Raw genomic sequence first — 14,847 nt, 5'->3', positions numbered from 1 at the left:
TCAGTTCCGCAGCAGGGCCAGCACTTCGCGCACGGGCGCGTCGTCGAGCCCGGCTTGCGGTTCGGTCCTGCGCAGCAGCAGGTCCAGCAGGTCGTTGTCCGGCAGGTCCATCAGGCGCGACAGCCCGTCGGCTTGTCGCTGGGTGAGGCTGGATTCGTGCCGCTGGAAAAAGCGCTCGATGAACAGGTCGTTCTCGAGCAGGCCCCGGCGGCAGCGCCACCGCAGCTTGCTCAGTTCTCGTTCACCCAGCAGCGCGTCGGCCATGGCTTCTAGACGGTGCGACGCACCATCAGTTCCTTGATCTTCCCGATGGCCATGGTCGGGTTCAGGCCCTTGGGACACACATCCACGCAGTTCATGATGGTGTGGCAGCGGAACAGGCGGTAGGGGTCTTCGAGGTTGTCGAGGCGCTCGCCGGTGGCCTGGTCGCGGCTGTCGGCGATGAAGCGGTAGGCCTGCAGCAGGCCGGCCGGGCCGACGAACTTGTCGGGGTTCCACCAGAAGCTCGGGCAGCTGGTGGAGCAGCTCGCGCACAGGATGCACTCGTACAGGCCGTCGAGCTCGTCGCGCTCTTCAGGCGACTGCAGGCGCTCGCGCTCGGGCGGAATGGTGTCGTTGATCAGGTAGGGCTTGATCGAGTGGTACTGCTGGAAGAACTGCGTCATGTCGACGATCAGGTCGCGCACGACGGGCAGCCCCGGCAGCGGCTTGAGCACGATCGTCCCCTTGAGCGACAGCATGTTGGTCAGGCAGGCCAGGCCGTTCTTGCCGTTGATGTTCATGGCGTCGGAGCCGCACACGCCCTCGCGGCAGGAGCGGCGGAACGACAGGGTGGGGTCCTGCGCCTTGAGCTTCATGAGCGCGTCCAGCAGCATGCGCTCATTGCCGTCGAGCTCGATCTCGACGGTCTGCATGTAGGGCTTGGCGTCCTTGTCCGGGTCGTACCGGTAGATCTGGAAAGTGCGTTTCTGCATGGCGGGTGTTCTTGCGAATCTAAGTGCGGACGGGGCCTGGCGGGCGGTGGTACGTACTAGAACGTACGGACCTTGGGCGGAACCGATTCCACCGAGAGCGGCTTGAGCTGCACCGGCTTGTAGGTCAGGTGGTTGCCCTGGCTGTGCCACAACGTGTGCTTCATCCAGTTGGCGTCGTCGCGGCCCAGCGGCGCCACCGGGTCATCGGCGGCGCGCTCGTAGTCGCTCACGGTGTGGGCGCCGCGGCACTCCTTGCGGGCCGCGGCCGACACCATGGTGGCCTGAGCGCATTCGATGAGGTTCTCGACTTCCAGGGCTTCGATGCGGGCGGTGTTGAACACGCGCGATTTGTCCTTCAGCGCGATGCCGCCCACGCGCTCGCGCACGGCGGCGATCTTGGCCACGCCTTCGTCCATGCCGGCCTGGGTGCGGAACACCCCGGCATGGCGCTGCATGGTGGCGCGGATGTCGTTGGCCACATCCTGCGCGTACTCGCCGCCGCTGGCCTGCTCCAGGCGGCTCAGGCGCTCGAGCGTGCGATCCGCGGCATCGCCGGGCAGCGGCTTGTGGTTCTTGTTGCGCGCGTTGAATTCGACGATGTGGTTGCCGGCGGCGCGGCCGAACACCAGCAGGTCCAGCAGCGAGTTGGTGCCCAGGCGGTTGGCACCGTGCACGCTCACGCAGGAGCACTCGCCGACGGCGTACAGGCCGTTGACCACCGCGTTGTGGTTGTCGCCGGTCTGCGTGACCACCTGGCCGTGGATGTTGGTGGGGATGCCGCCCATCTGGTAGTGGATCGTGGGCACCACCGGGATCGGCTCGCGCGTGATGTCGACGTTGGCGAAATTGACGCCGATCTCGTAGACCGAGGGCAGGCGCTTGTGGATGGTCTCGGCGCCCAGGTGGTCCAGCTTGAGCAGCACGTAGTCCTTGTTGGGGCCGCAGCCGCGGCCTTCCTTGATCTCCTGGTCCATCGAGCGGGACACGAAGTCGCGCGGGGCCAGGTCCTTCAGCGTGGGCGCATAGCGCTCCATGAAGCGTTCGCCGTTGCTATTGAGCAGGATGGCGCCCTCGCCGCGGCAGCCTTCGGTGAGCAGCACGCCGGCGCCGGCCACGCCGGTCGGGTGGAACTGCCAGAACTCCATGTCTTCCAGCGGAATGCCGGCGCGCGCCGCCATGCCCAGGCCATCGCCGGTGTTGATGAAGGCATTGGTCGAAGCCGCGAAGATGCGGCCCGCACCGCCCGTGGCCAGCAGCGTGGTCTTGGCTTCGAGGATGTGCAGGTCGCCGGTTTCCATCTCGAGCGCGGTGACGCCCAGCACGTCGCCGTCGGCGTCGCGGATCAGGTCCAGCGCCATCCACTCGACGAAGAAGCTGGTCTTGGCCTTGACGTTCTGCTGGTACAGCGTGTGCAGCATGGCGTGGCCGGTGCGGTCGGCCGCGGCGCAGGCGCGCTGCACCGGCTTCTCGCCGTAGTTGGCGGTGTGGCCGCCGAACGGCCGCTGGTAGATGGTGCCGTCGGGGTTGCGGTCGAAGGGCATGCCCATGTGCTCGAGGTCGTACACGACCTTGGGCGCTTCGCGGCACATGAACTCGATGGCGTCCTGGTCACCCAGCCAGTCGGAGCCCTTGACCGTGTCGTAGAAGTGGTAGTGCCAGTTGTCCTCGGACATGTTGCCCAGCGAGGCCCCGATGCCGCCCTGCGCCGCCACGGTGTGCGAGCGGGTCGGGAAGACCTTGGACAGAACGGCCACGTTCAGGCCGGCGCGCGCGAGTTGCAGCGAGGCGCGCATGCCGGAGCCGCCGGCGCCGACGATGACGACGTCGAACTTGCGCTTGGTGATGTTCTTGGAGGTGTACGACATGCTGATTTCAGTTGTTCGATGCGGCAAGGACCGCCACAAGGTCGCTCACGGATGGAGCTGGTTTCCAAGGGCAGCCGCCGCAGGCGCTGCCCGCTCCAGCGGCTGCCGCGGAACCGGCTTGGCCGGGCCGCTGGCTGCGCCCCCTGGGGGGAGGCGCCGAAGGCGCTTCGGGGGGGGCATCACACCCTCCAGAGGACCTGGATGGCCCAGCCGGCGCAACCCACCAGCCAGACGATGACGAAGACTTGAAGCAGCAGGCGGATGCCGACGGGCTTGACGTAATCCATCAGCACGTCGCGCATGCCCACCCACACGTGCCAGGCCAGGCCGAGGATCACCGAGAACGTCAGGACCTTCATCCACTGGCGGGCGAAGATGCCGGCCCACAGGTCGTAGCCGATGGGGCCGCTGGTGAAGATCAACTGCGCGAGCACGACGACGGTGAAAACCGCCATCAGGACCGCGGTGATGCGCTGGCTGAGCCAGTCGCGAAGGCCGTAGTGCGCGCCGACCACCGTGCGCTTGGAGCCGTAGTTCACGGACATGGGACTCGTTTCCTTCGAATGCTTAGTACAGGCCGAACAGCTTGGCGCCCAGGACCACCGTGAGCACCAGACTCAGCACCAGCACCACCTTGGCCGAACTGCCTCCGCGCTGCTTGGTGACGGCGGCGTGGCTCATGTCCATCCAGACGTGGCGCAGCCCCGCGAAGAAGTGATGCAGGTACGCCCAGATCAGGCCCAGCACGACCAGCTTCAGGAACCAGCCGGGCAAGAAGCCTACGCCGTTCTCGAAGGCCGAGCGCAGGCGCGCGAAAGAGAATTCGGATGTGATGGAGAGATCGAACAGCCAGATGATGAACGGCAGCAGCACGAACATCAGCACGCCGCTCACGCGATGCAGGATGGAGACCCAGCCCGGCGCCGGCAGGCGGTAAGTGGGGAGGTCCGTGAGCGCGTTGATGTTGCGGAATTCGCGCCGTCGCGTGCTGGCTAGTTCTGACATGGGGTGGTGGGGCTGGAGGCTGACAAACGCAAAATTCTATTTCAAGGCGACACGGGCTCGACCGTGGGTCGATGAGCGGCGTGTCTGGACATCAGGGTCATGGCGGTAGTGAGCCGTCGAAGCAGCGGTTCGATGGGCCGCCGGACAGAGGTGCATCGGGCCGCCGCGCAGCGGCAGGCCTGTCCTGTCGAAGGGCCGCTCCAGCGGCTACCGCGGAACCGGCTTCGCCGGGCCGCTGGTTGCGCCCCCTGGGGGGGCGGCCGCCAGGCCGCTTCGGGGGGGGGTCAACTCAACTCGTTGCGGTAGTGGTGCGTGTCGGTTCGGTAGAGGGCGCGCCGCAATTCCATGGGCGTGTCGTTGTAGGTATAGGCCAGCCGCTCCACCGAGAGCAGGGGGCTGGCGGCGGATACATCCAGGAGTTCCGCCTGTGCCGCATCGGCCGCCACGGCGCGGATCTTCTCCTCGGCCCGCACCATCCGCACGCCGTATTCCAGCTCGAACATCGCATAGGTGGGGCCGCGATAGTCCGCCAGCTGCTCGGCCGACAGCCCCTTGAACGCGGCGCCCGGCAACCAGAGGTCTTCGAGGATGGTGGGCGTGCCGTTGAAGGCGAGCACGCGGCGCACTTGCACCACTGCGTCGGTGGAGCGGATCGCCAGCAGGCGCGCGATGTCGGCCGGTGCGCGGGTGCGACGGCACTCCAGGATTCGCCGCTCGGCCGGTCCTTCGCTCGCCTGGTCGCCCGAGTCGGGCACCAGGCGCAGAAACCGGTACTGCACCTGGTGCTCGGCGTGCGTGGCCACGAAGGTGCCCTTGCCCTGGCGGCGCACCAGCAGGTTGCCGGCCGCCAGTTCATCGACGGCCTTGCGCACGGTGCCCTGGCTCACCCGGAACCGCGCGGCCAGCTCCATCTCGCTGGGGATGGCCTCGCCAGGTTTCCACTCGCCGGACTGCAGGCTCTGCAGGATCAGCCCCTTGATCTGCTGGTACAGCGGACTGAACGCCGGCGTGCCCGCCTCGAGGGGCGGGCTGCCGTTCGAGTCGGCCGGATGGGGGGTGGACGAGGGCATGGCGGGGCCTTTTTGAGGGGCGAATCATATCTTATATAAGACATAAGACAAGTTGACCCTGGCCGGATTTCGGCGCTACACTTGCCGGCTGCCGCGGGCGTGCCACGCGCCTGTCGCCACGTGTTGGCACTGGCCTGTTTTCACCACTTCATCCGGAGAACTTCCATGAGCAAGAAGCCCGTCCGCGTCGCCGTCACCGGCGCCGCTGGCCAGATCGGTTACGCCCTGCTGTTTCGCATCGCCTCGGGCGAAATGCTGGGCAAGGACCAGCCCGTCATCCTGCAGCTGCTCGAGATCCCCGACGAGAAGGCCCAGAAGGCGCTCAAGGGCGTGATGATGGAGCTTGAGGATTGCGCCTTCCCGCTGCTGGCCGGCATGGAAGCCCACGCCGACCCCATGACCGCCTTCAAGGACACCGATTACGCGCTGCTCGTGGGCGCCCGTCCCCGCGGCCCCGGCATGGAGCGCGCCGACCTGCTCGCCGCCAACGCCCAGATCTTCACCGCCCAGGGCAAGGCCCTGGACAAGGTGGCCTCGCGCAACGTCAAGGTGCTGGTCGTGGGCAACCCCGCCAACACCAATGCCTACATCGCGATGAAGAGCGCGCCCAGCCTGCCGCGCGAGAACTTCACCGCCATGCTGCGCCTGGACCACAACCGCGCCCTGTCGCAGGTCGCCGCCAAGACCGGCACCAAGGTCGGCGACATCGAGAAGCTCACCGTCTGGGGTAACCACTCGCCCACCATGTACGCCGACTACCGCTTCGCCACCGTGAATGGCAAGAGCGTCAAGGACATGATCAACGACCAGGTCTGGAACGCCGACGTGTTCCTGCCCACCGTGGGCAAGCGCGGCGCCGCCATCATCGAGGCGCGTGGCCTGTCCTCCGCTGCATCGGCGGCCAACGCCGCCATCGACCACATGCGCGACTGGGCCCTGGGCAGCAACGGCAAGTGGGTCACCATGGGCGTGCCCTCCAACGGCGAGTACGGCATTCCGAAGGACGTGATGTTCGGCTTTCCGGTCACCACCGAGAACGGTCGCTACAAGATCGTCGAAGGCCTGCCCATCGACGAATTCAGCCAGGACCGCATCAACAAGACCCTGAAGGAACTGCAGGAAGAGCAGGCAGGGGTGCAGCATCTGTTGTAACGCCCAGGGATCAGGGGCTGGGGCTAGGGGCTGGGGAGAGACACGCGCTCCGAGCCCCACCCCCGCCCTTGTCTTTTTCCTAGGCCCTAGCTCCTAGCCCCTCTCTCCAACATGCACCCTCGCGCCGTTCTCCTCGGACCCCAGGCCGGCACTGCATTCCTTCCCGTGTGCGACCACTACAGCGGTGTCGAGGCGCGGATGCGAAAGAGCCTGCAACTGCAGGCCGAGATGACGCAGGAGTTCGGCGCCTGCGTGTTCGACGTCACCCTCGATTGCGAAGACGGCGCACCGGTGGGCGGCGAGGCCGAGCACGCGGCGCTGGTGGCCGAACTGGCGCTCGGCAGCGCGCCCGATGCACGCGTGGCGGTGCGGGTGCATCCGGTGGACCACCCGGCCTTCGAGTCCGACATCGCCATCCTGGCCGGCCGCGCCGGTGGCCGGCTGGCCCATGTCATGGTGCCCAAGGCCGAGTCGCTGGACGACATCGAGCGTGCCGTTCGTGCGATCGACCAGGCCGGTGCGGCCGGCTTGCCGGTCCAGGCGCTGATCGAATCGCCTGCGGCGGTGCACCGGGCCTTCGAAATCGCCTCGCACCCGCGCCTGCAGTCGCTCAGTTTCGGCCTGATGGATTTCGTCTCGGCCCACGCAGGCGCCATCCCGGGCGACGCCATGGGCGTGGAGGGCCAGTTCCAGCACCCGCTGGTGGTGCGCGCCAAGCTCGAAATCTCGTCCGCCTGCCATGCCCACGGCAAGGTGCCCTCGCATGGCGTGGTCACCGAGTTCAAGAACAAGGATGCCCTCGCCGAGGCCGCGCGCAAGGCGGCGCGCGAGTTGGGCTACACGCGCATGTGGAGCATCCATCCGGACCAGATCCGCGTGCTGCTGGAGGCGTTTGCGCCACAGGAGCGTGAGATCGAAGCCGCCGCCGCCATTCTTCTGGCCGCCGCGTCGGCCGACTGGGCCCCGATCAGCCATGCTGGGAAGCTGGAAGACCGGGCCAGCTACCGCTACCACTGGCAAGTCCTGGAAAGGGCTCACCAGACCGGGCGCAGATTGCCCGTCGAGGCGCGGGGCTGGTTCCAGGCGCCAGCCGTTTAGGACCTGCTCGCCGTGGCAGGTCCCTCCCAAGCAGTTCAGGAGACACCCATGAAGATTCTGTTGGCCGCCCTCGTCGTGGCCGGCGCGCCGGCTCTGGCCATCGGCCAGTCCGATCCCGCATCCAAGCCCGCCAAACCCGCCGCCACCAAGGCGTCGGATCCCAAGCCGGCCGCCAAGCCGCGCCAGCCCCTGGCCCGCTCGGCGCAGAAAGCGGTGGAGGAAGCCACGCCGCTGGACGACGACTTCGATCCCAAGCTGTCCGACACGCTGCTCGAGGTGGCGCGCCAGGTCTACGTGGGCGTGATGAAGTGCGAGCTCGGCGCCAGCGTCACCGTGACGCCGATGAGGCGCCCGGGGATGTTCATGGTCGCCACCAACAAGGGCCAGCGCTTCCGCATGCACCCGGTGGAAAGCCGCACCGGCGCCATCCGCCTGGAGGACACGCGCCGTGGGGCCTTGTGGATCCAGCTGGGCAACAAGTCCATGCTCATGAGTCAGCGGCAGGGGCAGCGCCTGGCCGACGAGTGCCAGAGCCCGGAGCAGGTCACCACCGCCGAGTACCTCAAGCGCAACCCCATGCCCAGCCTGCTCGAGCCCATGCCGCACCGGCACGGCCATGGGCACGGACAGATGATGCACGGCGACCCGGCGGCCGCCCCGGCCGCGCCTGCCGATGCTCCCGCGCCTGCTCCGGCCGAAGCCACGCTCCCGGCGGCGCCCCCTGCTGCGGAGGCCCCGGCCGCCACGCCCCAGAACTGATTTCGCCTTCACCCCGTACGGAGAAAAAAACCAATGCTTCAAGCCTACCGTGACCATGTCGCCGAACGCGCCGCGCTCGGCATTCCGCCGCTGCCCCTTTCGGCCCATCAGACCGCCGCGCTGATCGAGCTGCTGAAAAGCCCGCCCGCCGGCGAGGAAGAATTCCTGCTGAACCTGATCACCCACCGGGTGCCGGCCGGCGTGGACGACGCGGCCAAGGTCAAGGCCAGCTATTTGGCGGCTGTCGCGCACGGCACCGAGCGTTGCCCGCTGATCAGCCGCGCCGGCGCCACGCAGCTGCTGGGCACCATGCTGGGCGGCTACAACATCAGCCCGCTGATCGACCTGCTGGAGGACGCCGAGGTGGGCCCCGTCGCCGCCGATGGCCTGAAGAAAACCCTGCTGATGTTCGACCAGTTCCACGACGTCAAGCAGAAGGCCGATGCCGGCAACGCCAACGCCCGTGCCGTGCTCCAGAGCTGGGCCGACGCCGAGTGGTTCACCAGCCGGCCCGAAGTGCCCCAGAGCCTGAAGGTCACCGTGTTCAAGGTGTCCGGCGAGACCAACACCGACGACCTCTCCCCGGCGCCCGACGCCTGGAGCCGACCCGACATCCCGCTGCACGCGCTGGCCATGCTCAAGAACGCGCGACCCGGCATCACGCCCGAGGAAGACGGCAAGCGCGGCCCGGTGAAGTTCCTGCGTGAGTTGGCCGCCGGCGGCATGGTGGCCTACGTCGGCGACGTGGTGGGCACCGGCTCCTCGCGCAAGTCGGCCACCAACAGCGTGCTGTGGTGGACCGGCGAAGACATTCCCTACGTGCCCAACAAGCGCTTCGGCGGCGTCTGCCTGGGCGGCAAGATCGCGCCGATCTTCTACAACACCATGGAAGACGCGGGCGCGCTGCCCATCGAGCTGGACGTGAGCAAGATGGACATGGGCGACCTCATCGAGCTGCGCCCGTACGAAGGCAAGGCGTTGAAGGGCGGCCAGGTCATCGCCGAGTTCCAGGTCAAGAGCGACGTGCTGTTCGACGAGGTGCGCGCCGGTGGACGCATCCCGCTGATCGTCGGCCGCGGCCTGACCGCCAAGGCGCGCGAGGCGCTGGGCTTGCCGCCGTCCACGCTGTTCCGCCTGCCGCAGGCGCCCAGCGACACGGGCAAGGGCTACACCCTGGCGCAGAAGATGGTCGGCCGTGCCTGCGGCATGCCCGAAGGCACGGGCATTCGCCCGGGTACCTACTGCGAACCGCGCATGACCTCGGTGGGTTCGCAGGACACCACCGGCCCCATGACCCGCGACGAGTTGAAGGACCTGGCCTGCCTGGGCTTCTCGGCCGACCTGGTGATGCAGTCCTTCTGCCACACCGCCGCCTATCCGAAGCCGGTGGACGTGAAGATGCACCACGAGCTGCCCGACTTCATGGCCAACCGCGGCGGCATCTCGCTGCGCCCCGGCGACGGCGTGATCCACAGCTGGCTCAACCGGTTCCTGCTGCCCGACACCGTGGGCACCGGCGGCGACTCGCACACCCGCTTCCCCATCGGCATCAGCTTCCCGGCCGGCTCCGGCCTGGTGGCGTTCGCGGCCGCCACCGGCGTCATGCCGCTGGACATGCCCGAGAGCGTGCTGGTGCGCTTCAAGGGCACCATGCAGCCGGGCGTCACCCTGCGTGACCTGGTCAACGCCATCCCGCTGTACGCCATCCGGCAGGGCCTGCTCACGGTGGAAAAGAAGGGCAAGAAGAACGTCTTCTCCGGCCGCATCCTGGAGATCGAGGGCCTGCCGGACCTGAAGGTCGAACAGGCGTTCGAGCTGTCCGACGCCTCGGCCGAGCGTTCCGCCGCCGGCTGCACCGTGCACCTGAACAAGGAGCCGGTCATCGAATACATCAACAGCAACATCACGCTGATGAAGTGGATGATCGCCAGCGGCTACCAGGATGCGCGCACCCTGCAGCGCCGCATCGCCGCGCAGGAGGCCTGGCTGAAGGATCCGCGGCTGCTCAAGGCCGACGCGGACGCCGAGTACGCCGCGGTCATCGAGATCGACCTGGCCGACATCCACGAGCCCATCGTGGCCTGCCCGAACGACCCAGACGACGTCAAGACGCTCTCCGACGTGGCCGGCGCCAAGATCGATGAGGTTTTCATCGGTTCGTGCATGACCAACATCGGCCACTTCCGCGCGGCGTCCAAGCTGCTCGAAGGCAAGCGCGACATCCCGGTCAAGCTGTGGGTCGCGCCGCCGACCAAGATGGACCAGAAGCAGCTGACCGAGGAAGGCCACTACGGCGTGCTCGGCACGGCCGGCGCCCGCATGGAAATGCCGGGCTGCTCGCTGTGCATGGGCAACCAGGCGCAGGTGAAGGAGGGCGCGACGGTGATGTCCACCAGCACCCGCAACTTCCCGAACCGCCTGGGCAAGAACAGCAACGTCTACCTGGGCAGCGCCGAGCTGGCCGCCATCTGCTCGCGCCTGGGCCGCATCCCCACGCGCGAGGAGTACATGGCCGACATGGGCGTGCTCAACGCCCACGGCGACAAGATCTACCAGTACATGAACTTCGACCAGATCGCGGACTTCCGCGACGTGGCGGATAAGGTCGCGGCCTGATCTCGTTCGGCGCAGCATGAAGAAAAGCGGCCCGCGGGCCGCTTTGTTCTTTCAGGGGGCGTTATGCAGCAGATGACCAAAAAGCCAACGCTAAAAACTCTTTAGTAGAGGGTTACGTCGGGAAGCTTGTCCCGTAAATCTCTCTGTACTTCTGCTTCGCCGACCAGTCGTAACCCGCCACTTGCGCGGCCGTTTGCGGCGAGAGACTAGATATCAGGCCCCGCACTGGCTTCAGGGCAGTGGGCGTCACGCCTCAAGTTTTTTGGTCATCCGCTTTCAGGCTTTCACCCAGTCCTTCACGTCTAAGCCAGTGACACGCTCGAACTCCCGGGCATTGTGGGTAACGAGCGTGGCACCTTCCGCCAGCGCGTGGCAGGCAATCCAAAGGTCGTTCGCCCCGATTGGCGTTCCGGCCTCCTTGAGTCGCCAGGATTGCTGCGCATAGTGACGGCAGATCTCCGGGCCTGACGGATAGATCACCGGCACTTGGCGGGTGAGACCATCGAGTTGCCGCAAGACCTCGGTCTTGCGGGTGCTGCGTTCCGCGCCCTTGAGCAGTTCGGCCCAGGTGACGAAGGACATGCATAGTTCATCGTCCTCGGCCAGGGCGTCCACATGATGGGCGACTTCGGGCGGCTGGTTCTTCAGCAGGTAGATGAGGATATTGGTGTCCAGGAGGTAGATCACAGAGAGTCGCGCTCCTGCACCGGCAGGGCCTGGTCGCGATCCTCTTCAAGGGCAGCGAGGAAGGCAGCGTCCGACGTGCCCAGATTGGCCAAAGCCTGTAGCAGGGCAGCGCCACGCGATGTGCTCAGCGGTTGCAGCACCAGGTCGCCCTGCTCGTTGCGAGAGATGCGCACGCGGTCCGTGTCCAGCCTGAACTCGGACGGGATGCGCACGGCTTGGCTGTTGCCGTTCATGAAGACGCGGGTTGTGATGGGGGCCACACTTCACTCCATGTGTGTACGGGTGGGTGTGTATTTTGACGGGCAGGGCTTCGCGATACAAGAGGCGACACCCGTCCGGCTGTGCTCGCTGGTGGGCCAACCGGCCTCAATCCGCCGTGATCTTCGCCGCCTTGATGATGTCGGCCCAGAACTCGGTCTCGCGCTTGACCTGCGCCTCCAGCGCCTGCGGCGGCAGGTAGCGCAGTTCGATGCCGGCGCCGGCCGCGCGGGTCTTGGCTTCGGGCTGGTCCAGCGCCTGGCGGATGCTGGCGCTGAGCTTGTTCACCACGTCGGCCGGGGTCGCCGCCGGCGCGAAGACGCCGACCCAGGCTTCCAGCTCGAACCCCTTGAGACCGGCCTCGGCGGTGGTGGGCACGTTGGGCAGGCTGGGGTGGCGGGTCTTGCCGGTCACGGCCAGGCCCTTGAGCTTGCCGCTCTGGATGTGACCCATCACCGACGGCGGCGTGGTGATGAAGACCTGCACCTGCCCCGACAACACGTCCTGGATGGCCGGGCCCGAGCCCTTGTACGGGATGTGGACCATCTGCGTGCCGGTCTGGCTCTTGAACATCTCGGTGCCGATGTGCGCCAGCGAGCCGTTGCCCTGCGACGCATAGCTCAGCTTGCCCGGGTTCTTCTTCATGTAGTCGATGAATTCCTGCAGCGTGTTCACCGGCACCGACGGATGCACCGCGATGACGTTGGTGCCCGCGGTCACCAGCGCCACCGGGGCCAGGTCCTTCTGAGCCCAGGGCAGCTTGGGCGAGAGCGAGGGGTTGCCCACGTGGTAGGCCGAGTACGACGCCAGCAGCGTGTAGCCGTCGGCCGGCGCCCGGGCTACGTGCGCATACGCCACGTTGCCGCTGCCGCCGGGGCGGTTGTCCACCACCACCGATTGGCCCACCACCTTGGCCAGCGAGTCCGACACCAGCCGCGCCGACGAGTCGACGATGCCGCCCGGCGGGTTGGGCACGATCATCGTGATGGGCTTGTTCGGGTAGGCCGCCTGCGCGGCGGCGACCGTGGCGAAGGTGGTGGCAGCGGCGGCGAGGAGCGCGCTGCGAAGGAACGGGCGTCGTTGCATGGTGCGATGTCTCCGGAGGAAAAACGAGGGGGTTCGATCAGGCGGAAGCCAGCAGCTCGGTCACGGCCGCCGGCACGGGATGCAGGTCACGGCTGCGGCCGGCCTTGGCCACCTGGCCAGGCACGTCGTGGCCGACGATGGAGGGCAGCTGGCGCGCGACCCGGAGCAGGCGCGGCAGGTCGATGCCGGTGTCGTAGCCCATCTCCTGCAGCATGTGGGCGGTGTCTTCGCTGCAGATGTTGCCGCTGGCACCGGGGGCGTAGGGACAGCCGCCCAGGCCGCCGAGCGATCCGTCGAAACGCTCGATGCCCGACTGCACGGCGGCCAGCACGTTGGCCAGGCCCATGCCGCGCGTGTTGTGGAAGTGCAGGGTCAGCTGCAGGTGGCCGAAGCGCTGCTGCAAGGCCTCGGCCATGCGGCTGACCTGGCCCGGGTGGGCCATGCCGGTGGTGTCGCAGATGGTCAGGCCCCGCACGCCCAGTTCGGCGTAGCGCTCGGCCCAGGCGATCACGTCCTGCTGTGCCACCTCGCCCGCCATCGGGCAGCCGAAGGCGGTGGACAACGACACGTTCACCGGCGTGTGCCCCTGCTGGGCGGTGCGGACCACCTCGCGCAGCGCGGCGAAGCTTTTGTCGCGCGTCATGCGCAGGTTGGCCAGGTTGTGGATCTCGGACACCGACATCACCAGGTTCAGCTCGTCGGCCTTCGATTCGAGCGCGCGCTCGGCCCCGCGGACGTTCGGCACCAGGACCGTGTATTCCACGCCGGGCACGCGCCGGATGCGGCCCATCACCTCCTCGGCGTCGCGCAGCATGGGAATGGCCTTGGGCGAGACGAAGGCCGTGACCTCGATCTTGGCGTAGCCGCATTCGCTGAGGGCATCCACCAGCGCCACCTTGGTGTCGGTCGGCACGAACTCGGGCTCGATCTGGAAGCCGTCGCGGGTGACGACTTCATTCAGGAAGATGCGCTTCATGCGGCCTCCGGGCGAATGATTCCGCGGCTGCGCAGGGCCTCGATCTGCGTGTCGTCCAGGCCGATCTCGCGCAGCACGGCCTCGGTGTCCTGGCCCAGTCGCGGCGCGTTGCGATGGTGGCCGCCCGGGGTGCGCGAGAGCTTGGGCACCACGCCGGGAATGGTCAGCAGGTCGCCGTCGTCCAGCTGGATCTCCTGCAGCATGCCGCGGGCGCGGTAGTGGGGATCGGCGGCGATGTCGGCCACGGTGTAGATCTTGCCCGAGGGGACCGCCGCGGCTTCCAGCGCCGCAAGCGCTTCGTCGACGCCGCGGCCTGCGGTCCAGGCGCCGATGGCGGCATCGAGTTCCTCGACCCGCGCGACGCGGCCGGCGTTGTTCGCCAGGCCGGGGTCCTGGCCGAGATCGTCACGCCCGATCACGGTCATCAGGCGCTTGAAGATGCTGTCGCCGTTGCCGGCGACCAGCACGTAGCCGCCATCGCCGCAGCGGTAGGCGTTGGTCGGCGCGATGCCGGGCAGGGCGCTGCCGGCCGGTCCGCGCACCGCGCCGAAGGCGCTGTACTCGGGCAGCAGGCTTTCCATGCAGTTGAACACCGCCTCGTAGAGCGCGATGTCCACCACCTGTCCGCGGCCGGAGCGGGTGCGCTCGTGCAGGGCCATCAGGATGCCGATGACGCCGTGCAGCGCGGCCAGGGTGTCGCCGATGCTCACGCCCACCCGCACCGGCACCCGGCCCGGCTCGGCCGTGAGGTGGCGCAGGCCGCCCATGGCCTCGCCGATGGCGCCAAAGCCCGGGCGGTCGCGGTAGGGGCCGGTCTGGCCGTAGCCGCTGACGCGCAGCACGATCAGGCGCGGGTTGATCTCCTGCAGCCGCTCCGGGCCCAGGCCCCAGCCTTCCAGCGCGCCGGGGCGGAAGTTCTCGATCAGCACGTCGGCCTCGGCCGCGAGCTTGCGCACCACCTCCTGGGCTTCAGGCTGCTTCAGGTCCAGCGTGACCGAGCGCTTGTTACGCGACTGGATCTGCCACCAGACCGAGGTGCCGTTCTTCAGCAGCCGCCAGCCGCGCAGCGGGTCGCCGGTGGCGGGCGGTTCGATCTTGATGACATCGGCGCCGAAATCGGCCAGGGTCTTGGCGGCGAACGGACCGGCGATGAGCTGGCCCATCTCGATCACGCGCAATCCGGCCAGCGGGCCCAGGGTGGTGGAGGCAGGTGATTCCATGGCGGAAGTTTGGTGGCGCGGCCCGGCCCGGTCCATTGCCAAGTTGTGAGCGGAGCCTTCGCACTTTGCGAAACGTGAGGA

Annotated in this window: 15 protein-coding genes; 4 read left to right on the top strand and 11 right to left on the bottom strand. The window is 67.7% G+C overall.

Annotated elements, in window-relative coordinates:
- From JI739_RS22920 to JI739_RS22895, 6 genes are all read right to left on the bottom strand, one after another.
- Positions 1-264: an FAD assembly factor SdhE gene (locus JI739_RS22920; protein WP_201686347.1), complete on the bottom strand. Its 264-nt coding sequence runs from the start codon at positions 262-264 to the stop codon at positions 1-3.
- A gap of 5 nt (positions 265-269) precedes the next feature.
- The gene (locus tag JI739_RS22915) at positions 270-974 is read right to left on the bottom strand and encodes a succinate dehydrogenase iron-sulfur subunit (RefSeq protein WP_201686346.1); all 705 of its coding nucleotides are present in this window, start codon (positions 972-974) and stop codon (positions 270-272) included.
- Between the two features lie 56 nt (positions 975-1,030).
- Complete coding sequence (gene sdhA, locus JI739_RS22910; RefSeq protein ID WP_201686345.1) at positions 1,031-2,839, bottom strand: succinate dehydrogenase flavoprotein subunit; 1,809 nt, start codon at positions 2,837-2,839, stop codon at positions 1,031-1,033.
- 179 nt (positions 2,840-3,018) lie between these two features.
- The gene (gene sdhD, locus JI739_RS22905; protein ID WP_201686344.1) at positions 3,019-3,384 is read right to left on the bottom strand and encodes a succinate dehydrogenase, hydrophobic membrane anchor protein; all 366 of its coding nucleotides are present in this window, start codon (positions 3,382-3,384) and stop codon (positions 3,019-3,021) included.
- Between the two features lie 22 nt (positions 3,385-3,406).
- Positions 3,407-3,844 (bottom strand): succinate dehydrogenase, cytochrome b556 subunit, encoded by a 438-nt coding sequence (sdhC, locus tag JI739_RS22900; protein WP_201686343.1) that lies wholly within the window; start codon positions 3,842-3,844, stop codon positions 3,407-3,409.
- Between the two features lie 284 nt (positions 3,845-4,128).
- Entirely contained in the window at positions 4,129-4,914 is a 786-nt protein-coding gene (locus JI739_RS22895) for a GntR family transcriptional regulator (RefSeq protein WP_201686342.1), read from the bottom strand.
- Positions 4,915-5,079: 165 nt separating this feature from the next.
- On the opposite strand from JI739_RS22895, the gene JI739_RS22890 reads away from it, so the two are divergent.
- The 4 genes from JI739_RS22890 (at position 5,080) to acnB (ending at position 10,539) form a co-directional block, all read left to right on the top strand.
- A complete protein-coding gene (locus JI739_RS22890; RefSeq protein WP_201686341.1) occupies positions 5,080-6,066 on the top strand; it encodes a malate dehydrogenase in 987 nt (328 codons plus the stop codon).
- A 111-nt stretch (positions 6,067-6,177) separates the two neighbouring features.
- On the top strand, positions 6,178-7,164 hold the full coding sequence (locus tag JI739_RS22885; protein WP_201686340.1) for an HpcH/HpaI aldolase/citrate lyase family protein: 987 nt from the start codon (positions 6,178-6,180) through the stop codon (positions 7,162-7,164).
- Positions 7,165-7,212: 48 nt separating this feature from the next.
- Positions 7,213-7,923, top strand: a complete 711-nt coding sequence (locus tag JI739_RS22880; protein ID WP_201686339.1) for a hypothetical protein — start codon at positions 7,213-7,215, stop codon at positions 7,921-7,923.
- A gap of 33 nt (positions 7,924-7,956) precedes the next feature.
- Positions 7,957-10,539: a bifunctional aconitate hydratase 2/2-methylisocitrate dehydratase gene (gene acnB, locus JI739_RS22875; RefSeq protein ID WP_201686338.1), complete on the top strand. Its 2,583-nt coding sequence runs from the start codon at positions 7,957-7,959 to the stop codon at positions 10,537-10,539.
- Positions 10,540-10,815: 276 nt separating this feature from the next.
- Here acnB and JI739_RS22870 read toward each other — a convergent pair whose 3' ends face one another.
- The 5 genes from JI739_RS22870 to JI739_RS22850 form a co-directional block, all read right to left on the bottom strand.
- The gene (locus tag JI739_RS22870; protein WP_201686337.1) at positions 10,816-11,226 is read right to left on the bottom strand and encodes a type II toxin-antitoxin system VapC family toxin; all 411 of its coding nucleotides are present in this window, start codon (positions 11,224-11,226) and stop codon (positions 10,816-10,818) included.
- The gene (locus JI739_RS22865; protein ID WP_201686378.1) at positions 11,223-11,459 is read right to left on the bottom strand and encodes an antitoxin; all 237 of its coding nucleotides are present in this window, start codon (positions 11,457-11,459) and stop codon (positions 11,223-11,225) included. The genes JI739_RS22870 and JI739_RS22865 overlap by 4 nt, the downstream gene beginning before the upstream one ends.
- Before the next feature lie 133 nt (positions 11,460-11,592).
- A complete protein-coding gene (locus JI739_RS22860; protein WP_201686336.1) occupies positions 11,593-12,570 on the bottom strand; it encodes a Bug family tripartite tricarboxylate transporter substrate binding protein in 978 nt (325 codons plus the stop codon).
- Positions 12,571-12,607: 37 nt separating this feature from the next.
- Complete coding sequence (locus JI739_RS22855; protein WP_201686335.1) at positions 12,608-13,546, bottom strand: hydroxymethylglutaryl-CoA lyase; 939 nt, start codon at positions 13,544-13,546, stop codon at positions 12,608-12,610.
- Entirely contained in the window at positions 13,543-14,766 is a 1,224-nt protein-coding gene (locus JI739_RS22850) for a CaiB/BaiF CoA transferase family protein (protein ID WP_201686334.1), read from the bottom strand. Before JI739_RS22850 ends, JI739_RS22855 begins: the two co-directional genes overlap by 4 nt.
- Positions 14,767-14,847 lie beyond the last annotated feature (81 nt).

The sequence above is a fragment of the Ramlibacter aurantiacus genome (assembly GCF_016722895.1).
Classification (GTDB): domain Bacteria; phylum Pseudomonadota; class Gammaproteobacteria; order Burkholderiales; family Burkholderiaceae_C; genus Ramlibacter; species Ramlibacter aurantiacus.
Note: the sequence above shows the minus strand (reverse complement) of the source record. Positions and strands in the feature narration are given on the sequence as shown.